Consider the following 20,680-nt stretch of genomic DNA (forward strand, 5'->3'; position numbering starts at 1 on the left):
AATTTAGTTAGTATGATACCAAATGGTTCTTCTTTATTTATAAATATAGGAACAACGACTGAGACTATAGCTAAAGCACTTCTATCGCATGAAAACCTTAAAGTTGTAACTAACAATTTAAATGTTGCTGCTATATTAGGCGTTAAAAAGGATTTTTCAGTTCTTATAGCAGGAGGAGAAGTTAGACATAGAGATGGTGGTATTATTGGTGAAACAACTGAAGATTTTATCAATCAGTTTCGTATGGACTTCGGCATTATCGGCATAAGTGGGATAGAAGAAAATGGTTCTCTACTTGATTTCGATTATCGTGAAGTTCGTGTTGCTCAAGCAATCATCAAAAATTCACGTAAAGTTTTACTCGCCGCTGATAATTCAAAATTTGGTAGGTGCGCTATGGTTCGTTTAGGTAACATTAGTCAAGCAGATGACTTTATTACTGATGCTAAACCACCTAAGAGTATTCTAACCTTACTTTCCGAACATGACGTTAAGCTTCATATAGCACGATAGTAGTCAATCTAAACCATCTAATACATACAGAACAATTCAAATAATTTCAAGTAGATACCATGAATTTCGTTGTTAATGTACTTAATAATTAAATAATAAATTGGTTAAATTAATATATAACTTTGTAATTCCCTCCTCTATTTCACTCCTGTATACCAGAATTTATTTTCTTTTATGTACTTTAATGTTTGCAAATGTTCGCAAATAAGTGATACTTTTAAAAATGAACATAAAAGCAAATTAAAACCATGTATTACTCTTTAGTATTAATGTTATCGATAAGGCACCAATGAAAAACCTATATACACAATTAGAGCAGGATAACGTTCCAAAAACACTCACACTGCTGATCCAAAGCATAGTTGGTGCATGCACAGAAATAGCTACTCGTATTAATCATGGTGCATTATCTGATGTGCTTGGCTCATTGCCTGATCACAATGTACAAGGAGAGGTACAAAAGAAGTTAGATGTTATCGCTAATAATATTTTGATTGAATCTCTAAAAAAGAATAAGCAGGTTAGAGCTGTCGCATCTGAAGAAGTAGAAGACATTATATTATGTAATAGTTTTGGCAAATACCTTATTTGTTTCGACCCATTAGATGGTTCATCTAATACTGATGTAAATGGTTCATTAGGTACTATTTTTTCTATATCTTCAGCTTCTCCTGCCCAAACAGAAGTTAGTGAAGAAGACTTTTTTTCTACAGGAAGATCAATTATCGCTGCAGGCTATGTTCTATATGGCCCATCGCTTATGCTTGCCTTATCAACAGGTTCAGGAACACATATTTATACATTAGATCCCTCAAATAATAACTTTATGCTCACACATCCTAATTTAAACATTCCAGAAGATACGAATGAATTTTCATTTAATTTATCAAACCAATTTAAGTGGCCTGAAAATGTACAAAAATATATTGTTGATTTACAGCTTGGTACCGATGGTATCCGAAAGAAAAACTTTAATATGAGATGGTTGGGAGCCATGGTAGGTGATATGCATAGAATTCTATGTAAGGGAGGTATATTTGGGTACCCTGAAGAAAAAACTTTAAATACGGTAAATTAAGATTACTTTATGAAGCAAACCCAATTGCATTTTTAGTAGAGCAAGCAAATGGTTTAGCAAGTAATGGGACTACTTCTATTTTAGACACTGTGCCTTCAAGTATACATCAACGGATCCCTGTATTTATTGGTTCTAAGAATGAAGTTCTACTTATAGAAAAGTATGCTTTAGGAAAATAAAAAACATACATTATTACTTTAAGAGTGACATCTGTATTTATATAGAAATTGTATCTAACTTTACTTTTGTTAAGAAACATATCTGCTTTCAATTATTTAAAGGTTAAAATCATGTCAATAAGACTTAACATGCTAGAAAAAATAAAAAATAGTCAAGGCTTTATAGCTGCACTAGATCAAAGTGGTGGGAGTTCACCAAAAGCTTTAGAGCAGTATGGTATCTCATCTAGTGAGATTTCATCTGATGAGGAGATGTTTAAATATATACATTCTATGCGAGCACGAATAATTTCAAGTAGTCCATTTAATTCACAAAAAATATTGGGCGCAATTCTATTTAAAGATACTTTAAATCGTTACATTGAAAATATTCCAACAGCTGAATATTTGTGGAAACATAAAGAAATTGTACCATTTTTAAAAATAGATGAAGGTTTAATGCCTGAATCTGACGGTGTACAGTTAATGAAACCCATTAAAAACCTTGGTTCAATACTAACGGTTGATACTAATTTTGTTTTTGGCACAAAAATGCGGTCTGTTATAAAACAAGCTAGTCGTATTGGTATCCAAAATGTTGTTAAACAGCAATTTGAAATTGCAAAAGAGGTAATAAATTCAGGGCTAATGCCTATTATTGAGCCTGAAGTTGATATTTATTGCGAAGAAAAGCAATCTGCAGAACTCATGTTGCATGATGTAATTATTGAAGAGCTGAATAACCTTGAAGATGGACAGCAAGTAATATTAAAACTCACGTTACCTGAAGTGCCTAATTTATATAAAGATCTTGCAACACACCCAAAAGTTTTAAAATTAGTTGCTCTATCTGGTGGTTACTCTATTACACAAGCCAATGAAAAGCTAAAAAGAAATACTGGTATTATTGCTAGTTTTTCAAGAGCATTATTGATTGGCCTACATCATGACATGTCTGATAAAAAGTTTGATGAAAAATTAAATAATTCTATAGAAGCCATTTATGAAGCTTCAATATATAAATTATAAGTAATCCAACTTTCATAAGCATAAAAACTTTATACGTAATCTTTTATAGCTCTAGCTTGTACGAAAATAACCTAACCAAGTAGATATAAAAGGCTAGTAATTAATAATAGGTAATCCAAAAAATGAGCCAACTGAGAAAGAATAATATAAAAAAACTTCCTCAAGATATATTCGATGTATTGATAATTGGAGGGGGTATTAATGGTGCAGTATCAGCTGCAGCATTAGCTGCAAAAGGCGCCAAAGTTGCATTAATCGATAAAGGAGATTTCGCTGGTTTCACTAGTTCAAACTCATCTAACTTGGCCTGGGGCGGCATAAAGTATTTAGAAAGCCATGAATATAACTTGGTAAATAAACTATGTAAAAGTAGAAACCATTTAATGCGCAGCTACCCATCGACAGTTAAAGAAATTCGTTTTTTTACCAGTATTCAAAAAGGCTTTAGATTCCCAGCTTTCTTTGTCTATTTAGGAACAATCGTCTATTGGTTTATGGGCCGATTTTTTACACAATCGCCTCGCTACCTTAATGCAAAAAAAATTAAATCATTAGAGCCAGTCGTCAACACTACAAATGTAGAAGCCGGTTTTGAGTATTCAGACAGCTTTTTATTAGACAACGATGCCCGGTTTGTTTTTAACTTTATTCGCTCTAGTATGAGCCATGGCTGTATCGGTGCTAACTATGTAAGTGCACAAGGCTCAAACCGTACAGATGATATTTGGACAACAAATGCAATGGACGAAATAACGAAAGAACAATTTTCGATACGTTCTAAAGTAATTATAAACGCCGCAGGCCCTTTTGTTGATCCTATTAATATTACTAACAGTCAAACTACAGCACATCACCATTTATTTTCAAAAGGTATTCACCTTATTGTTGATAAAATTACTAGCAGTAATAAAGTACTTACATTTTTTGCTGACGATGGCAGACTATTCTTCGTGATCCCTATGGGACCTAAAACTTGTATTGGTACAACTGATACACAAGTTGAAAGCCCACATTCGCATGTTACTGATGAAGATAGAAAGTTTGTGTTAGATAATGCGAACAAGTTACTAGAACTGGATAAACAGCTCACAAAAGACGATATAATAGCTGAACGATGTGGTGTAAGGCCATTAGCAATTAAAAAAGATGGTAATGGTAAGGCTGACTGGGTGCAATTATCGCGCAAACACGCAATCGACACTAACTATGAGAAAAAATACCTTTCTATATTTGGTGGGAAATTAACTGATTGTATCAATGTCGGTGATGAAGTTGCTGAGTTAATCAAAAAGCTTGGTATTAACCTTCCTTACGAGGATTACAAATGGTACGGCGAGCCTGACGATACTGTCAAAAATGAATTTATGCATCGTGCTAAGCTAATGAATTTAGACGGCTTAACTCCCAAAACATCTACTGAAGTACTCAGCAAACGCTTTTGGAGACGTTACGGAAGAAATGCAATTAACATGTTAGAAAAAATTCGAGAAGTTCCTGAAAAAGCTGAGCTTCTAATTAAAAATTCAGAGTATTTACGTGTTGAAATTGAACATGCTGCCGAACGAGAAATGGTAACTAAACTAAGTGATTTTTTACGTCGCCGCTCTAAAATATCACTGGTTGTACGTAAAGAAGATATCCTCTCTGATCCGGGGCTACAAGAGGTATGTCATATTCTATTTGGTGAAGAAAATGCGCAAGCCAGGCTTCAAGAATATATAGAGGAAATATCCCAATAACCCATCGATTCCGTGATTTTATTTAAATACACAGCAATCAAAACCAACCATAGGGCTAATTTTCATCACTATATAATCGCGATGTAAACTAGCCCTTTTATATAACAATAAATGCTTCATTGCATCAGCAAAATTGGCAATTTATTCAATTGGTATTATTTTAAAATTATTATATAACTTCTCATCAAACGCCTCTGCTAATCTTTCTGTTTCACTAAATACTGTATTCCAATATTTAATGCGTGTGTCGGCATCTAGATCGGTAAAATCATTTCTATCTGGAATTTTTCCGTAAGGTAAGCCTGCTATAAATTCTTTTGATGGCGTGATCATCACCACGTTATCGTAATTAAGTGGTGATACTTTACGTTTTAAATTTTTATCAAACCACCCTGCTTTTGGGTCGCTATTAAAGTGCGGATATAAAATGAGTCCTGGGTTATTAATTTTTAAATCAAAGTGGTAATCAATAATGCCACCATCGCGATAAATACCCGCGGGTGTTCCGGCAATATTTTTAATGCCTTGCATAACTAAAGGTATTGAACCCGATGCAAGTAATGCCTCTTTTAAATTATTTTGGGTAAGCGCTATTTTTTGTGTTTTAAAATTATAGCTGTCGGTAATTGATAAGTCGCTTGTTGCTGGGCCAAATATAAAACGCTCATATTGCGATCCTAAATATTTTCGGTTTACTCGATTAAGCATATAACTTTTTGATAAACCCATAAGCTGTAATAATTTATTTTCACTGGCTATAAATCCATTCGATTTTGCCACTATAAAATGTGCTTTAAATACGGGGTTATTTATAATTTCAGCCACGCCGTTATCACCAAACACATCTTCAAGCAGTGCGCGGGCTTTAGTGGTAATTTCAGCTGGTGTTGGTTTATTACTAGAGTATCTGGTTTGCGAATACGATGTTGCTAAGCGCTCAATTGCTGCAACCGGATCATTTTGCGCAAAACACGCTGAGCGAAATGCCCCGGCCGATGAGCCAATTAAGTTAAGCGGTTGTTTATGGTTTTTAAAAAACTCACCAAATATATATTTGTCTAAACCAAACAAGGTAAACCATTTTGGCCCGCCGCTGGCACCTAAAAATGAGCTGAATAATTCGGGTTTAAGCCCCTGTTCGTTTATTATTTTTGCAGCAGTTTTACCTGCGTAAATGTTGATCATCTAAAAATTTAGCCTATAAAATCTGTGGTTAATTGTGCTGCTTATTTCTATTTAATGGCATATACTTGTTAATTACTTTGTATATAACCAGGCTAAAAATAGAATAGTTATGCAAAAATAAAAACGGTTTTATGCTGCCATAAAACCGTTTATTAATGCTAAAAGTGACTTAATATACGTTAACTAGTCCCAAATGCCGGTTTCGCATTTACCCTGTACTTTTACATCATTTACTTTAAATTCGGGCTCTAAGCCTTTTTCGCGTTGTGTATGATAATCGCGAGTAACCGCTAATATTGTTGGGGTTAGCAATATAATAGCGATAACGTTAACCACTGTCATTAAACCTAAAGCAATATCGGCTAAATCCCATACTTGCTTTAATGTGGCCGACGCGCCCCACAACATCATTGATAAATAAAGCAAAGTATAAATACCACGGCCCATTTTGTTATCGAGTTTAAATAAGTGCAAGTTACTTTCTGCGTAAGCATAGTTGGCTACTACAGACGTAAAGGCAAACAAGGTAATAGCGGCTGCTACAAAGTACACACCCCCTTGTGCTAAATGTGCGGTCATGGCGCTTTGCGTTAAACGTATACCTTCCATTTCGCCGCTTATGTCTATGTCGGCAAGTAAAATAATAACCGCAGTACAGCTACACAATACTATGGTGTCGAAAAACACCCCTAACATTTGAATGTAGCCCTGTGTTACCGGATGATTAGGCAGTGGGCTTGCACTGGCTGAAGCATGTGGCACACTGCCCGCGCCCGCTTCGTTTGAATAAAGGCCACGTTGAATACCATTTTTTATTGCTGCGCCCATCGCGCCTGCACCTGCTTCTTGCAGCCCAAATGCTGATAAAAATATATCTTTAAGCATAGCAGGCACTTGGGTGAAGTTTATTAAGGTAATAATAACTGCAACAAGCACAAACACTATGCCCATTACCGGTACTACGCGCTCAGCAAAGCGGGCGATTGCTTTAAAACCACCCACAATAATAGAGCCGGCTAACACAGTGATCACTAATCCAGAGTAAAAGGTTGGAATTTCGAAGGCAAAATTAAGTGCATCGGTAATGGTGTTGGTTTGCATGGCGCTAAAGGTAAAGCCGTAACCTAAAAATAAGCACAGTGCAAAGGTAATAGCAAAGGCTCGATTACCTAACCCTTGTTGAATATAATACGCAGGGCCGCCTCTAAACTCTCCTTGGCTGTCGCGCACTTTATATACTTGACCTAATACACTTTCGGCAAAGCCTGTGGCCATGCCTAATATGGCAATAACCCACATCCAAAAAATGGCACCACTGCCACCCAATGATATAGCAACGGCAACACCTGCTAAGTTACCCGTGCCTACCCGCGCACATAAACCAGTACACAGCGCTTGAAATGATGATATGTCGCCTTTTTTACATTTGCTGCTGCCTTTTAGTAAACTAAACATATGTTTAAATTTAAGTATTTGAATGGCTTTTAAACGCACCGAAAACCAAATACCAGCAAAAAGTAAAATGTAAATGAGTACTTGGCCTTCGCCCCATAAAAGGCTATTTACACTTTTGATCAGCGTGTCGAACATCAGGCTTCCTTTTTATTATTATTTGCCACGGTATTAATTTAGCGACGTGAGTGTTTAAGTTTAGTAGAGACTTAGCTACTTTATAATAAAGCCAATTAGATGTGAATTATTTTTCTTTATTAATGAATAAAAATTCACCCAGCAAACTGACTTATATTGCAGTGTAATTGCTGATGTAAAAAGAATGTTTTAGAAAGGAATTAGTCGCGTGCTTTAATAACCGTTAGCGCATTATTTTCGAGGTAAAAAACCGAATATTTCTCACGGCTAAATGACTGCCATGAGAACACAGTAAATGCTGATTTATTATCTTGCTGATAATAAACACACAGCTACGCTATGTAGCTGTGTTTATAATCATCCTGATCTGGGTGATGGTTTTTTAAGTAGTTATGGCCTGCTGCTAAACCAAGTTTATAGTCAAATCGTAAGTCATCATTTGAGCTGCCTAATAACTTACTATACAACTTTTGATTTGCAAAAATTTGGATTATTTCTACATCTTTTGGTGGGTTAGCAATAAATGCTAACTCATCTTCGTAGGCTTGCTCATGTTGTAATAAGTAGTCTATTGTTTTTGGGCAATAGCCAGATACTTCAACAAATGATTTTAATTTACTTATCCATGCTGATTGAGCCTGAAAGGCTTCATCAACGGTGCGTATAACCACAATTTTGCGTGCGCCACGATTATAGGCTTCGCGTACAGGAAGCGGTGCGGCAAGGCCACCGTCTAAGTAAAAATCAGACTCTGACTGTATCTCGGTCTTACCTAATTCATTTGCGGCTAATGCATTTAACCACGGCGTCAATTTTACACCTTGCTTATATAAAAATGGCAGTGCACTTGACGCTTTTAATAGCTCTCGCCATTGTTGGCCTTCCCCTGTTGGGGATAAAAAATAAGGTTTGCGATCACGGGCATTGGTTGCAGTAATTAATAGCTCACGGTCGCCTAAACTGGCTTTTGCAGTTTTAAAATCAAGCGCTCTGTTTACTTCGGTGGTTTTATCAAAGTACCAATCTAGGTCAACAATATGTTTACCCATTAAGCCGCGACCTAATTGAAAAAAACGTTTATGACGCGAAAGGCCTCTGATCAGGCGTTTAGCATAGCCTTTTTGACGCGCCAAATAGCTCGTTAAGTTTTGAGAGCCTGCAGATGTGCCAATAAATAAGTCAAATGGATCATACTCTTGCTCTAACCAGGCATCGAGTACACCCGCGGTAAATATCCCTCGTTGTCCGCCACCTTCTGCTATCAGCGCTACTTTTGGCTGCACTGAGTTGTTGCCTGAATGGGGTGTCGTACTATTTTGAGATTTCACGCTTTACCTTCCTATTTATTTAGCTGAATTGTGTTGCATACCCTTATAATAATCGTTCAATATTCATAATTAAAATTGATTGTTTAAATCAGTTCTATTGAAAAAATAGAACAAGCTTTTTCATTGCCACTTTTTAAAATAATGTAAAATGGCCCCGACGTAATCAACTTTAATCTGTTTAATAGCATAACAAGCGTTGAGTGTACGCTTGCTTAACCAATTGCTTATCCATGTTTTATTTGCATTAAAATTTCAAGCGCTTTATGGCGTTTTTCATTATCAAATAAGTCGTTGGTGAATATAAGCTCATCAACCCCTAATTGATTTACAATCATTTCTAGCTTGTGTTTAATACTGGCTGGCCCACCGGTAACACTTAACCCTAAAAAGCTCTCAACATGAGCGCGCTCTTGTTCGCTCCACAAACCTTCCATTGTTTCTACTGGGGGTTTTAACCACAGCTCGTCGCCTCTAATTAACGATAACACTCGCTGTTTGGATGTAGTTGATAAGTACTGTGCTTCTTCATCTGTATCTGCAGCCACTAAAGGTAATGCCAACATGACATAAGGCTTAGCTAATACATTTGATGGTTTAAATTCTCGTTTATACAAGGCTATTGCATCATGCACAAAACGCGGTGCAAAGTGCCCCGCAAATACATAAGGTAATCCTTTTTGTGCAGCTAACTGCGCACTAAATAAACTTGAACCTAAAAGCCAAATGGGCACATTGGTGTTTTCACCAGGTATTGCTCGCACGCGCTTAGTTCCCTCATAAGGGCCCAATAATGTTTGTAACTCGCTCACTTCATTAGGAAAGTTTTCAGCACGGCTGATATCGTTATTTAATGCACGACTTGTCACAGGATCACTACCCGGGGCGCGCCCTAACCCTAAATCAATTCGACCTGGGTATAAACTTTCTAAGGTGCCAAATTGCTCAGCAACAACTAAAGGAGCATGATTAGGCAACATAATTCCACCCGACCCTACGCGTATTTTTTTAGTGTTTCCGGCTATATGCCCCACCAAAATTGAAGTAGCCGCACAAACAATCCCAGGCATATTATGATGCTCGGCTAACCAAAAACGGTTAAAACCGAGCTCATCAGCTTTTTGTGCATAGGCTGTACTTTTATTTAAGGTGTCACTCACAGTGGCACCTTTAGGCATAGGCGCCAGTTCTAATAACGAAAAAGGAATAGTTGATAACAAAGTAGCACCTCCAAATTAAATAGCGATTTATAGCGCTAGCCATAAATAATGAGTCTACGCTAAGAGATGGGTGTGTATGACAGTCAATTCAAGGCGCCTTGCCTTTTAAAAGCTAAATAGCGATGTGATTGAACAACAATTAAGTTAACTATTTTTAGCCGCAGCGTGTTGACGCTTTAGTTTATAAGCTTCTGAATCAAGCCCTTTTTTCCAATAGCCCGATGCAACAATTTGACTGCGCGGTATAGCTAATTCATCAGTTAATACGGTTTTTGCTTTACGGACTAATCCTGCCTCAAGTGCCATAAATACAATAGGTTGTTGCTCACTAAGTGGTAGCGATTTTAATGCGTTTATCATATCTGTATCGGGGTTATTTGTTATTAACCAAGTTACATCACGCGTGGAGTCTAAGCTAATCACATCATCTTTTGTTGGTGCATGAATAATCGCGTCAATTTTTGCGTTTATAGGCAATTGTTGCACGTAGCCTTTAATTGCATTAACCGAAGTTAAATCGCCAAGTAATAGATAATATGAATGATCATAGTTATCCAACTTTTTAGGGCCTGGCCCTGCTATACCCACTTCATCGCCTACTTTTGCTTCTTTAGCCCAATTAGTGGCTGGACCTTGGTGCATATTTATCACAAAGTCGAGGGTAAGTGCACCAGTGTGCTCATCAACATGTCTTATAGTGTATGAACGCATACACGTAGTTTTAATATTAAAGTCAACGAGGCCATTTTGTGGAATAAGCACCTTAACGTAGTTACCAATGTATTGGGCACTCAGGTCGTTAAACTCATCTGAGCCAACAATAATGCGTTGTAGATGTGGGGTTATTTGCTTTGTGCTTAATACGGTTGCTTTGCGTACTTTTTTACCCATATAAATTTACCTCATTAAAAAAGATGAATTGCACAACGCCCCATTGGTTGATAAAATCAACTATAACAATTTAATTGACTTTGTCAACCATTATGGATTTATTATGAACTCTTCATTGGCCAATACATTATTTGCTTTAATGCAAAATTATCGCGTTACCATACGCGAAGCCATTAATGCAGGTGAGCTTGGATTAAACGCGATGCATGTGCGTTGTCTGCATATTATTGCAGCGACACCTCAGTGCACTGCTAACGATATTGTGAATCAAACCCAACGCGACAAAGCCCAAATAGCACGATTAGTGAAAGAACTGCTCGCGCTAAACTTAATTGATAAAAATGCCAGTGAGCATGACAAGCGTTGTTTTATTCTGTCGTTTACCGCACAAGGGTGCGCGCTTTACGACAAATTATTAAACGCTGAGCAGCATGTAAATGCGCAAATGTGTAAAAACTTAAACCCACAGCAAATCAATGACTTCTTAGATACAGCTCAGCAAATGATCAAAAATATGGATTGATCGCAGATCCATTACTTGGCATAACTTATATAAAAACGCATATACTGTACACTTATACAGTATATGCGTTTTAGGTTGTGTTATGTTTGTTATTCCCATTTATATAGAAGCCGGTGTATGCGGATTTGAGTCACCTGCAGCACAATATACAGAGCTTGGCGTTTCACTTGATGAGTTATTAATAAAGCACCCTGATGCCACGTTTATTGGGATAGCATCTGGGTGCTCTATGCAAGAAATTGGTATTTTTGAGGGCGACTTACTGTTGGTTGACCGTGCAGAAATACCAAACGATGGCGATGTTATTGTGGCTAACTTAAATGGTTTATTTGTATGTAAGCTGCTTGATAAGACCAATGCACGCTTGCTATCAGCCTCTTCTGCTTATAAGCCGGTGCAATTGACTGAGTCAGATGAGTTTCAGCTTGAAGGCGTGGTAACTCGCTCTATTAGGCTGCATCGCCAAAGCCCTGAGTTACTTTCATGTATGCCTTAGTTGATGCCGTTGCTTTTTATGCCAGTGCAGAAAAAGTATTTGATCCGGCTATTCGCTCAAAACCTGTGGTGGTGCTTACCAATAACGACGGTTGTGTGTGTGCGGTCTGCCCAATTGCGCGTAAGCTTAATATTCCTAAATTTGGCCCTTACTTTAAAGTTAAGCAGTTACTAGAACAAAACAATGTGGTTGTACGCTCTAGTAACTATGAACTATACGCTAATTTAAGCGACCGGATGATGAGTGTAATTGGCCGCTTTTGTGACACCCAGCATGTTTACAGTATCGATGAATCTTTTTTACACTTTAATGGTTATCAACCTTTAATTAACGATTGGCAAGCATATGGGCAACTAATTAGGCGTACTGTATGGCGCGAAACCAAACTCCCTGTTGGGGTTGGCTTTGGGCCAACACCGACCTTAGCCAAAGCCGCTAACCATGCAGCTAAAAAACTAACTGGCTTTAATGGTGTTGCAGTGATTGACGATGAAGTAAGTCGCCGCACTATTTTGCAACGAATGCACTGCCAAGATGTTTGGGGGGTGGGCAAACGTTTAGCTAAAAAGCTGGCTCTCATGGACATTCATACCGCGTGGCAACTGGCTGAGCAAAGCCCAAAAACAATTCGCCGCCAATTTAGTGTGGTGCTTGAGCGCACAATTAACGAGCTCAACGGCATTACCTGTTTAAACTGGGATGATGTACGCCAAGATAAACAAGCTATTTTTTCAACTCGTAGTTTTGGTCAGCGACTTTGCGACCCCGATGCAGTTAAAACCGCCCTAATAAATCATGCTAGTGTAGTTGCACAAAAATTAAGAGCGCAACAGTCGCTCACTCATCGTATTTATATTTTTGCTGCCAGCTCATCACATGAACACGCCTTTTATAAAAAGTCAGTTATGCATCAATTTGATCCGCCTACTAACGATACTCGCGTTATGGCCAATGCGGTATCAAAGAGTTTTGAGCAAATATATCAACCGGGAATTCGATTTTATAAATGTGGTGTGGGCGCATTAGAGCTCAGCCCGCAGCAGTTTCAACAACATCATTTATTTGATAAGCAAACCGATAACCCGCAGTTAATGAGCTGTTTAGATGCTATTAATCATAGATACGGTAAAGGAATGCTTAGCGTGGCGAGCAGCCAATTAAATGATCATTGGCATATGAACAGGGCTTTTTTATCGCCGCAATACACGACTCGTTGGCGTGATATTCCAAAAATACAGTGTTAGTCGGCAACTTTAATAAATTCACATTCTACACTCGGATTGTCCAATGTGTATTTAAGCGTATTGCTGGTTAAAAAAGTAATGCTTTGTTTAATCGTTCCTTCATGGATAGGATTATCACAGCGGCTCATGCGTAAGCTATTTTCTAGGCCATCTGTTTTATATTTTAGCGAGCTGGTAATAAAACAATAATTTGGTTTTTCAATGGTACGAGTACCATTGTGTAAGGAGTTAAACAAAATCTCTTTGCCTAAGCTAAAACCTTGCTCAGGATCTTCAGGGTTATTAAATTGTAATCGGCTATTAGTACATAACCCAGAGTTACTGGAGGTCACTTCGTAATTACCCAGCTTAGTTTGTAACAGCGGAATAAAGCGAGTTTTATTACTTGGGCCTGCTACTGCATAGCAGCTAAAAAGGCTTATGGTAAGTAAAACCAGTGTGAAAAATTTCATTATAGGCTCTATCCTCGTGTATCAAATATGATCAAGCACTGTGACTATGCTTAGCTATTTCTAACTATAACAGAGATTTACTATAAAAGATGTGAAGTCGTTATACCATAAACACGTCTTTAAACTGTATTTAAAAATACGTAGCTCACAGCAAATACGATTACATTTTAAAACAGTTCAGTTAGTGAAATAAGAGGATGTGAAGGATAGCGCAAGCTGTATCAAAACCTAAGCAACATAAAATGCATTACCCCTAACCCAAAGTAATGCATTTATAGTCAAAAGTGAGCGATTACTGCCAATACTTAGCAAATAATTGCGGGTAATTTTGTTTTAAAAACTTAGGTTTGTCTTTAAAGCGCTTACCTTTAGGTTGTTCAAGCCCTGAGGGGATAAAGGGTAACTCATCGTCATTACGTTCTTCATATAACAAACCTGCAATTAGGTCATACTCATCTAAATACGGGTAAGGTTGCTCGTTTAAAAAATAAAGTGGTGTGCACTGTGCAAGGCTATCGGGGTTTTCTAACGCTGCTTTAAATACCGCTTCACCCCGAGAAATTAGCCAACAACGAAATTCAGAAAAACCATATTCATCATTACAACCAGCTATTACAAACGCCGCACCAAATAAATCCCAAGTATAACTTTGGCGCATACAAATACTAAACTGTTTATCAAATTCAATAAGCTGCTCGTCGGATAAATCCCTCAATGCAGCCTTAAGGGATTGGCATACAGACTCAGGCTCTGCGGTTCTGTCGTTTACAGTTACCAATCGCCAAAAATCAGTTAAGGTTAAATCGCTCATGCAATGATCTCTTTTACCCGACCTACTTGACCATCTTCTAACTGTACTTTAATACCGTGCGGATGATTAGGTGACTTAGTTAATAAACGCGACACAATACCATTGGTTAAAGTACCACTGCGTTGATCTTGTTTAAGCACAATATTAACCTCAGTGCCGGGTGTTATTTGTGAACGTGTTGGAACAGCCATATATAATCTCTTTTACTATTTTTGGGGATTATAGCCTGCTTAATAAAATCACTCCATATTAAAGCTTTTAAAGGCCCTATAAAGCATAATTCAAGCTAATGTGAAGAATAAACAAAACCCATCGTACACATTATGGCTGCTTAGAAAATGAAATGGCATTGGCTTTAATATGTATGTTCAAGCTGGCTAACGCATTACAAATAAGCTGCTCAATGTAATCAAACTGATTTTTTTGTTTAGCCTGCTCTAGTGCAATATCATCAATAAAATAACAACTTACTTTAAACTTAGAAGGTAAATTGTTTAAGTCTGCTGAATGGGTAAGAAAGCTAAAGTCCTCCACAATATCTTTTATTTGCTCACAAGCGAGCGTTAATTGCTGACGAATACGTTTATCTAGCTGCTTTTGGGTTTTGGTCATCGTTTATTGCTGCTCGCGAGCTTGTTGTTCTTTAAATTCTTTGTAACTGTCTTGCTGCTGTTTAACACACTCATGGTATTCCTTATCTGCCATGTGGCTGCATTCACCCAACCGCGCTGATTGAATTTCATGGTAGCGGCTATCGCTGCTACATCCCGCTAACACCAATAATGCGGATAACGAAAATAGATATTTTAACTTATTATTTAACATTCAAAATTCCTACTATTTTAACGGGAAAACTACTGATTTTCGTTATTTTTGCTGTATATTGCACTGGTTTTGTATTTATAACCGTTAAGGGCACGTTATGATGTTGTCGCAGTTACAAGAGCTGTTCCAGCGTATCGATAAAAGTAAACTATTTCAATCATTTGTTATTGCAGTTATTGTTGTTTCTGCATTGACCGTGGGCGCACATACTTATTCATTGCACCCAACCGCCGAACTCGTTCTACATTGGATGGATATAGGCATAACGGTGTTTTTCTTAATTGAACTGATTATTCGCTATATTGCCAGCAAAGGTATCAAGGACTTTTTCTCCAAAGGTTGGAACATTTTTGACTTCATTATCGTGATCGGAAGTTTATACCCCGCGGCAGGCTCTACTATTTTTATTGCTCGACTGCTGCGTATTTTCCGCGTGTTACGATTAGTCTCAATGATCCCAGAACTGCGCTTATTAGTAAATTCGCTAATAAAAGCAATACCGCAAATGGGCTACATCGCACTACTCATGTTCGTTATATTTTATATTTATGCCGCCACTGGCAGTATGTTGTTTGCTGATATAAATCCGGTACTTTGGGGCGATGTGTCTATTTCTATGCTCACCCTGTTTAGAATAGCCACCTTTGAAGATTGGACTGACGTCATGTACGAAACCATGGCCGTGTACAAATTAAGTTGGATTTTTTACCTAACCTTTATCTTTTTAACTGCATTTGTGTTTTTAAATATGATGGTTGGCGCTATTTTAGAAGTGATGAGTGAAGAGCATCGCAATGCACGAGAAGAGCAAGCCGATATAGACTCACTCCCTGCCACCCAAGGCCAAGTAAACGAATTAAAAGCACAACTAGCAGAGTTAAAAGAACTACTTAAAAATAAGTAGCAGGGATAAAAAGGGCATGCATTTGCTTGCCCTTACACTTTAAATTTACCCACCAACACCGTTAAAATTGACGAAAGACGATTCATTTCGTTGCCGTTCTCACTGGTGGTCACGGCAATATCACTCACCTCATCAGCCGCATTTTTAATTTCAGTAACATTGCGGTTTATATCTTCAGCTACATGTTGTTGCTCTTCAGCAGCGGTGGCTATTTGGGTATTTAAATCGCTAATATGAACGATAGATGCCGTGATCTCACTAAATTGTTGCTGCGCCGAATGCGCAAGCTCGACAGTTTTATTAGTGGTTTCTATACTGCGTTGCATATCTTTAGAAACTTTAGATGACATAGTGCGTAGTTTATCAAGCTGTGAAGCCACTTCTTCGGTAGACTCAGCGGTTCGTTGCGATAACGCGCGTACTTCGTCGGCCACCACAGCAAAGCCGCGTCCGTGCTCACCGGCACGTGCAGCTTCTATTGCAGCATTTAAGGCCAATAAGTTAGTTTGTTCTGAAATACCGCGAATAACACTGAGTATCGACATAATGTTTTCGCTTTCAGTATCTAGCTGAGTAATATCTGCTGAGGCATTGTTTATTACATCACATAGCTGAACCACACTTTCCACAGTTTGTGTAATAACCGATTGCCCCAAGTCTGATGCTTGCTGTGTTTGAACAGCCAAATCCGCTGCATTTGCACAACTGCTAGACACTTCGTTCGCGGTGGCAGCCATTTTATTAATAGCCGTAGCTGCCATCTCTAAAGCTTGTTGCTGTTGGCTGGTGGAGCTTGTTAATTGTGCCGCTTGCGATGAGGTTTGTGATGAGGTTTTACTTACATTTTGCGCGCACTCATTAATTTGAGTTACCAGCTCGCTGATCAAGTTTAAAAATAAATTAAAGCTATTAGCCAGTTTAGCGGTTTCATCTTTGGTTTTTATTGTTAAGCGTTGGGTTAAATCACCGCCACCTTGCGATATTTCAGTTAAGCCATCACTCACTTCAACAATAGGGGCTGATATTAATTTAGAAATATAACTCGCTATAGCAACAAATACAGCAATTAATATCGCACTAATAACCAATATGGTATAAGCCATGGTATTCGCCGTGCTCATCACTTCGGCTTTCTCTACTACCCCAATAAACTTCCAGCCTAAGGTAGCAGAGGTATGAATATTAGCCATATATTGTTTACCATCTATCTCTACATCAAACAGCCCTTGGGTATTTTTAGCTAAGTCGGCGTATTTTCCCCCCTCAAGATCTGCTAAGTTTTTAAATCGGTAATCTGGGTGTTTAACATCCACCAGCACACTGCCACTATCTTCAATCAACATTAAATAACCGGTTTCGCCTAATTTAATATCGGCAATAATATCGGTAAGCCCGCCTAATGATACATCCATTCCTTGGGCGCCAATTAATTACCCGTTATCAATAATCGCTTTAACCGTAGTTATACGATGTTGCAACGTAAAATTATCACGCCTATTTTACAAAAAAAACTTGCTATATTCAGGTATGAGAGATGGTAAAGCGATCATCTAGCTACAATAAATTTATTTGTGCTCATTACTCTATCCCAATAATCATTATGATATTGAACTATAATTGGTTTAACGGAACTTTAAGGTAGCTTATGCCGTTATCTTCGGCGGGAGGTGGGTTGCCGGCTCTAATATTCATTTGAATAGCAGGTAAAATTAAGCGAGGCATAGGTAATTCTTCGTCACGGCTATCGCGCATTTGAACAAACTGCTCTTTGCTTATTTTAGTCTTTACATGAATATTTGTTTCTTTTTGTTCTTTTACTGTGACCGCAAAACGGTGATTTCGTTTTTCAGTCGGATAATCATGGCATACATAGATTGTTGCCTCATCGGGCATCGAGAGTAGTTTTTGGATTGAATCGTATAATGTTTCAGAGCTACCACCTGGAAAGTCGCACCTTGCAGTGCCTACGTCAGGCATAAAAATCGTATCACCAACAAAAATGGCCTCTTCATTTATAATGTAAACTAAGTCGGCGGGTGTATGCCCCGGTGTGTGTATTACTCGTATTGATAACTGGCCAACATTAAAACTATCTCCATCTTTTAATAGTCGATCAAAATCAGCCCCATTGGGTAAAAATTCTTTTTCAAGATTAAATAGCGCCTTAAAGCTTTGTTGTACCGTTTTGATATGTTCACCTATGGCGATTTTAGCACCAATGTGTTTTTTAAAATAAGGAGCTGCAGAGATATGATCGGCATGTGCATGTGTTTCGAGAACCCACTCTAATGAAAGAGAATGGCTTTGAAGGTACTCGCCGATTTTTTTGGCGCCTGATTCACAGCTGCGACCTGATTTATAATCAAAATTTAAAACGGGATCAATCAAGATTGCTTGCTGAGAGTTACTATCAGAAACAACATAACTAAAGGTTTCGCTATCGTCATCAAGAAATGCGTGAACATGAAATTTACTGTGCATAATATTCTCCAATAAGTCTGAACTCATCACTTGAATTAATAAAAATGACCGGAAGCAATAATATAAACGTTGGTAAAGGCCATGAAGATATTAGCGATTTAATTATTAAATAAAAAGGGCTAGCAAATGCTAACCCTCAAAGTAAATATTATTTATTATCAACAATAATACGTAACATACGACGCAGTGGCTCTGCTGCGCCCCATAAAAGCTGATCGCCTACGGTAAAAGCGCTAATATATTTTGGCCCCATGGCGAGTTTGCGAATACGGCCAACAGGTATACTTAACGTACCGGTTACTTTAACTGGGGTTAAATCGGTACTGGTAATGTCACGCTCATTAGGAATTACTTTAACCCACTCATTGTGCGAGGCTAAAATTTCTTCTATTTTTTCTACGCTAATGTCTTCACGTAATTTAATGGTCATCGCTTGGCTATGACAACGCATTGCACCAATGCGTACACATAAACCATCAATAGGCACAGGTTGTTTAGATGAGCCTAAGATTTTGTTGGCTTCAACTTGCGCTTTCCACTCTTCTTTTGATTGACCGCTTGGCATAGGCACATCAATCCATGGGATTAAGCTACCCGCCAGTGGCACACCAAACTGGTCTTGTGGCAAATCGCTTGATGCCATTTTTTCGCTGACTATTTTATCAATTTCTAAAATAGCTGAACTTGGGTTATCTAGTTGCTGTGCAACACTTGCATGAATAGCCCCCATTTGAGCTATGAGTTCTTTCATATTGCGTGCACCCGCGCCCGATGCTGCTTGGTAAGTCATTGGGCTTACCCATTCGATTAGGTCTTGCTCAAATAAACCACCCAGCGCTAGTAGCATAAGTGAAACCGTGCAGTTACCACCTACAAAGGTTTTAACGCCTTGCTCTAGCCCTTGTTCAATGACATCTTTGTTAACAGGGTCAAGTACGATAATACTGTCGTCACTCATCCGTAGTGCTGATGCAGCATCAATCCAAAACCCGTGCCAACCCGCTTCACGTAATTGTGGATACACAGCTTTGGTATAATCACCACCTTGACAAGTAATGATAATGTCCATTTTTGCCAGTGAGTCAAAATCCATTGCATCAAGTAATGGCTTTGCAGGACCCGCTAAATCAGGGCCAAGTTGGCCGGTTTGTGAGGTGGTAAAAAAAGTGGTGTCGATATGAGCAAAATCATTTTCTTGTTGCATACGCTCTAGTAATACAGAGCCAACCATGCCCCGCCATCCGACTAATCCTACTTTTTTCATTGTTTGTTCCACTGTTTGAGTCATAAGAAATACCTAATTCATTAAAAATTAAAATTCATTGCGTGAGATTTAATTTTTAGAACAGTTAATCTAGCACCCTATACCCTGCAAAACTAGTCAATAACAGCTAACTTAAAATTATTTCATATGCTTTTTTTAATTCTGAAATTAATAACGGCACAAAAAAAGCCCTACACAAGGTAGGGCAATTATTGTAAGTTTTTATATTCGCCTTCCTAGGCTATTTTGAATTAGAACTGATATTTGTACTCAACAGAGAACTCAGTCCCTTTTTCTTTTGAGCGAGTTAGCGTACCAGCAGATTCAATTTCTGATTTTTGCCCCAAAATATTAAGCACTTTAAACTTAATACTTGAGTTAAAATCAGGGTAGTAAGTATAATTCAAATCAACTGAGTGGAATGGCTGTTCCATCCAATCATCTTGCCCTTCTATACCAGGGATAATAATACGCTCACCAAATACGTTATAAACCAATGTTGCAGCATGTTCACCTGATGGTGCATCATAGCCAAGCTGCATATTCACAACATATTTAGAATGTCCCGTTAAACGACGTTTAGTATTAGTGATCGCCGCAGATACACCAGTTTGATCAACAATAGCTTGACGGTCTAGGTTTATCTCAGAATCACTGAGTGTAACATTACCACTCATAAATACATCTTGCCAAAAACCACCTAAGAAAGTGAAATCTTTAAGATAATCAAACTCAACGCCGGCAACATAGCCATCTTCAGCATTGGCAATACGTACAAGTGGCGGTCCATCTTGAGAAGGAGATTGCACCGACTCAATTGGATCAATCATGTCTTTATAAAACAGACCAACAGAGAAGTTTTCACCAGTATCAAAGTAGTTTTCCCAGCGGAAATCGTAATTTTTGATTTGCGTTGTACGTAATCCAGGCGTACCGCCAACAGGATATTCAG

At 38.1% G+C, this 20,680-nt stretch carries 21 protein-coding genes and 1 pseudogene; 8 read left to right on the plus strand and 14 right to left on the minus strand.

Going from position 1 to position 20,680, the window contains the following annotated elements; all coding sequences use genetic code 11:
- From P20439_RS15150 to P20439_RS15165, 4 genes and pseudogenes are all read left to right on the plus strand, one after another.
- The coding region (locus P20439_RS15150) for a DeoR family transcriptional regulator (protein ID WP_036934355.1) at nt 1-513 on the plus strand (513 nt) is incomplete at its 5' end.
- A gap of 289 nt (nt 514-802) precedes the next feature.
- Nucleotides 803-1,770, plus strand: a pseudogene (locus P20439_RS15155) (class 1 fructose-bisphosphatase).
- Between the two features lie 111 nt (nt 1,771-1,881).
- Entirely contained in the window at nt 1,882-2,778 is an 897-nt protein-coding gene (locus P20439_RS15160) for a fructose bisphosphate aldolase (RefSeq protein WP_008468085.1), read from the plus strand.
- Between the two features lie 122 nt (nt 2,779-2,900).
- A complete protein-coding gene (locus tag P20439_RS15165; protein WP_008468086.1) occupies nt 2,901-4,517 on the plus strand; it encodes a glycerol-3-phosphate dehydrogenase/oxidase in 1,617 nt (538 codons plus the stop codon).
- Between the two features lie 141 nt (nt 4,518-4,658).
- Here the strand turns inward: P20439_RS15165 and P20439_RS15170 are convergent, their stop codons facing one another.
- The 5 genes from P20439_RS15170 to P20439_RS15190 all read right to left on the minus strand — a co-directional run bounded on the left by P20439_RS15170 (nt 4,659) and on the right by P20439_RS15190 (nt 10,728).
- Nucleotides 4,659-5,702, minus strand: coding sequence for a patatin-like phospholipase family protein (locus tag P20439_RS15170; protein WP_008468087.1), 1,044 nt, complete (start codon nt 5,700-5,702; stop codon nt 4,659-4,661).
- A gap of 183 nt (nt 5,703-5,885) precedes the next feature.
- Nucleotides 5,886-7,292 carry a sodium:alanine symporter family protein gene (locus P20439_RS15175; RefSeq protein ID WP_008468088.1) on the minus strand — a complete coding sequence of 469 codons (1,407 nt, stop codon included), beginning with the start codon at nt 7,290-7,292 and terminating at the stop codon, nt 5,886-5,888.
- Between the two features lie 332 nt (nt 7,293-7,624).
- The gene (locus tag P20439_RS15180; protein WP_008468089.1) at nt 7,625-8,620 is read right to left on the minus strand and encodes a patatin family protein; all 996 of its coding nucleotides are present in this window, start codon (nt 8,618-8,620) and stop codon (nt 7,625-7,627) included.
- 224 nt (nt 8,621-8,844) lie between these two features.
- A complete protein-coding gene (locus P20439_RS15185) occupies nt 8,845-9,837 on the minus strand; it encodes an LLM class flavin-dependent oxidoreductase (RefSeq protein ID WP_008468090.1) in 993 nt (330 codons plus the stop codon).
- A gap of 144 nt (nt 9,838-9,981) precedes the next feature.
- Nucleotides 9,982-10,728, minus strand: a complete 747-nt coding sequence (locus tag P20439_RS15190; protein ID WP_008468091.1) for a siderophore-interacting protein — start codon at nt 10,726-10,728, stop codon at nt 9,982-9,984.
- Nucleotides 10,729-10,831: 103 nt separating this feature from the next.
- Here P20439_RS15190 and P20439_RS15195 point away from each other — a divergent pair, with 103 nt between their 5' ends.
- The 3 genes from P20439_RS15195 to P20439_RS15205 all read left to right on the plus strand — a co-directional run bounded on the left by P20439_RS15195 (nt 10,832) and on the right by P20439_RS15205 (nt 12,991).
- Nucleotides 10,832-11,251 (plus strand): MarR family winged helix-turn-helix transcriptional regulator, encoded by a 420-nt coding sequence (locus P20439_RS15195; protein WP_008468092.1) that lies wholly within the window; start codon nt 10,832-10,834, stop codon nt 11,249-11,251.
- An 82-nt stretch (nt 11,252-11,333) separates the two neighbouring features.
- Complete coding sequence (locus tag P20439_RS15200; RefSeq protein ID WP_008468093.1) at nt 11,334-11,747, plus strand: LexA family transcriptional regulator; 414 nt, start codon at nt 11,334-11,336, stop codon at nt 11,745-11,747.
- Nucleotides 11,735-12,991: a Y-family DNA polymerase gene (locus P20439_RS15205; RefSeq protein ID WP_008468095.1), complete on the plus strand. Its 1,257-nt coding sequence runs from the start codon at nt 11,735-11,737 to the stop codon at nt 12,989-12,991. The genes P20439_RS15200 and P20439_RS15205 overlap by 13 nt, the downstream gene beginning before the upstream one ends.
- On the opposite strand, the gene P20439_RS15210 is transcribed toward P20439_RS15205, so the two are convergent.
- The 5 genes from P20439_RS15210 to P20439_RS15230 form a co-directional block, all read right to left on the minus strand.
- On the minus strand, nt 12,988-13,443 hold the full coding sequence (locus tag P20439_RS15210) for a hypothetical protein (protein ID WP_008468096.1): 456 nt from the start codon (nt 13,441-13,443) through the stop codon (nt 12,988-12,990). The genes P20439_RS15205 and P20439_RS15210 overlap by 4 nt on opposite strands.
- Before the next feature lie 292 nt (nt 13,444-13,735).
- Nucleotides 13,736-14,254 (minus strand): DUF4240 domain-containing protein, encoded by a 519-nt coding sequence (locus P20439_RS15215; protein ID WP_008468097.1) that lies wholly within the window; start codon nt 14,252-14,254, stop codon nt 13,736-13,738.
- Entirely contained in the window at nt 14,251-14,445 is a 195-nt protein-coding gene (locus P20439_RS15220) for a YwbE family protein (protein WP_008468098.1), read from the minus strand. The genes P20439_RS15215 and P20439_RS15220 overlap by 4 nt, the downstream gene beginning before the upstream one ends.
- A 130-nt stretch (nt 14,446-14,575) precedes the next feature.
- The gene (locus P20439_RS15225) at nt 14,576-14,866 is read right to left on the minus strand and encodes a hypothetical protein (RefSeq protein ID WP_008468099.1); all 291 of its coding nucleotides are present in this window, start codon (nt 14,864-14,866) and stop codon (nt 14,576-14,578) included.
- A 3-nt stretch (nt 14,867-14,869) separates the two neighbouring features.
- Entirely contained in the window at nt 14,870-15,079 is a 210-nt protein-coding gene (locus P20439_RS15230; protein ID WP_008468100.1) for a hypothetical protein, read from the minus strand.
- 100 nt (nt 15,080-15,179) lie between these two features.
- Here P20439_RS15230 and P20439_RS15235 point away from each other — a divergent pair, with 100 nt between their 5' ends.
- A complete protein-coding gene (locus P20439_RS15235) occupies nt 15,180-15,983 on the plus strand; it encodes an ion transporter (protein ID WP_024601010.1) in 804 nt (267 codons plus the stop codon).
- A gap of 32 nt (nt 15,984-16,015) precedes the next feature.
- Here the strand turns inward: P20439_RS15235 and P20439_RS15240 are convergent, their stop codons facing one another.
- The 4 genes from P20439_RS15240 to P20439_RS15255 form a co-directional block, all read right to left on the minus strand.
- Entirely contained in the window at nt 16,016-17,395 is a 1,380-nt protein-coding gene (locus tag P20439_RS15240) for a methyl-accepting chemotaxis protein (protein ID WP_008468113.1), read from the minus strand.
- Nucleotides 17,396-17,594: 199 nt separating this feature from the next.
- Nucleotides 17,595-18,464 (minus strand): MBL fold metallo-hydrolase, encoded by an 870-nt coding sequence (locus P20439_RS15245; protein WP_008468115.1) that lies wholly within the window; start codon nt 18,462-18,464, stop codon nt 17,595-17,597.
- Nucleotides 18,465-18,612: 148 nt separating this feature from the next.
- A complete protein-coding gene (gene asd / locus P20439_RS15250) occupies nt 18,613-19,752 on the minus strand; it encodes an aspartate-semialdehyde dehydrogenase (RefSeq protein WP_008468116.1) in 1,140 nt (379 codons plus the stop codon).
- Between the two features lie 227 nt (nt 19,753-19,979).
- On the minus strand, nt 19,980-20,680 hold a 701-nt coding region (locus P20439_RS15255; RefSeq protein WP_036934360.1), incomplete at its 5' end, for a TonB-dependent receptor domain-containing protein.

The organism is Pseudoalteromonas sp. BSi20439 (assembly GCF_000241165.1).
Lineage (GTDB): Bacteria > Pseudomonadota > Gammaproteobacteria > Enterobacterales > Alteromonadaceae > Pseudoalteromonas.

Excerpts from the sequence above, each read along its gene's own strand:
- P20439_RS15160 (WP_008468085.1), top strand. The coding sequence starts at position 1,882 with ATGTCAATAAGACTTAACATGCTAGAAAAAATAAAAAATAGTCAAGGC.
- P20439_RS15165 (WP_008468086.1), top strand. The coding sequence starts at position 2,901 with ATGAGCCAACTGAGAAAGAATAATATAAAAAAACTTCCTCAAGATATA.
- P20439_RS15170 (WP_008468087.1), bottom strand. The coding sequence starts at position 5,702 with ATGATCAACATTTACGCAGGTAAAACTGCTGCAAAAATAATAAACGAA.
- P20439_RS15175 (WP_008468088.1), bottom strand. The coding sequence starts at position 7,292 with ATGTTCGACACGCTGATCAAAAGTGTAAATAGCCTTTTATGGGGCGAA.
- P20439_RS15190 (WP_008468091.1), bottom strand. The coding sequence starts at position 10,728 with ATGGGTAAAAAAGTACGCAAAGCAACCGTATTAAGCACAAAGCAAATA.
- P20439_RS15195 (WP_008468092.1), top strand. The coding sequence starts at position 10,832 with ATGAACTCTTCATTGGCCAATACATTATTTGCTTTAATGCAAAATTAT.
- P20439_RS15200 (WP_008468093.1), top strand. The coding sequence starts at position 11,334 with ATGTTTGTTATTCCCATTTATATAGAAGCCGGTGTATGCGGATTTGAG.
- P20439_RS15205 (WP_008468095.1), top strand. The coding sequence starts at position 11,735 with ATGTATGCCTTAGTTGATGCCGTTGCTTTTTATGCCAGTGCAGAAAAA.
- P20439_RS15210 (WP_008468096.1), bottom strand. The coding sequence starts at position 13,443 with ATGAAATTTTTCACACTGGTTTTACTTACCATAAGCCTTTTTAGCTGC.
- P20439_RS15215 (WP_008468097.1), bottom strand. The coding sequence starts at position 14,254 with ATGAGCGATTTAACCTTAACTGATTTTTGGCGATTGGTAACTGTAAAC.
- P20439_RS15220 (WP_008468098.1), bottom strand. The coding sequence starts at position 14,445 with ATGGCTGTTCCAACACGTTCACAAATAACACCCGGCACTGAGGTTAAT.
- P20439_RS15225 (WP_008468099.1), bottom strand. The coding sequence starts at position 14,866 with ATGACCAAAACCCAAAAGCAGCTAGATAAACGTATTCGTCAGCAATTA.
- P20439_RS15230 (WP_008468100.1), bottom strand. The coding sequence starts at position 15,079 with ATGTTAAATAATAAGTTAAAATATCTATTTTCGTTATCCGCATTATTG.
- P20439_RS15235 (WP_024601010.1), top strand. The coding sequence starts at position 15,180 with ATGTTGTCGCAGTTACAAGAGCTGTTCCAGCGTATCGATAAAAGTAAA.
- P20439_RS15240 (WP_008468113.1), bottom strand. The coding sequence starts at position 17,395 with ATGGATGTATCATTAGGCGGGCTTACCGATATTATTGCCGATATTAAA.
- P20439_RS15245 (WP_008468115.1), bottom strand. The coding sequence starts at position 18,464 with ATGCACAGTAAATTTCATGTTCACGCATTTCTTGATGACGATAGCGAA.
- asd (WP_008468116.1), bottom strand. The coding sequence starts at position 19,752 with ATGACTCAAACAGTGGAACAAACAATGAAAAAAGTAGGATTAGTCGGA.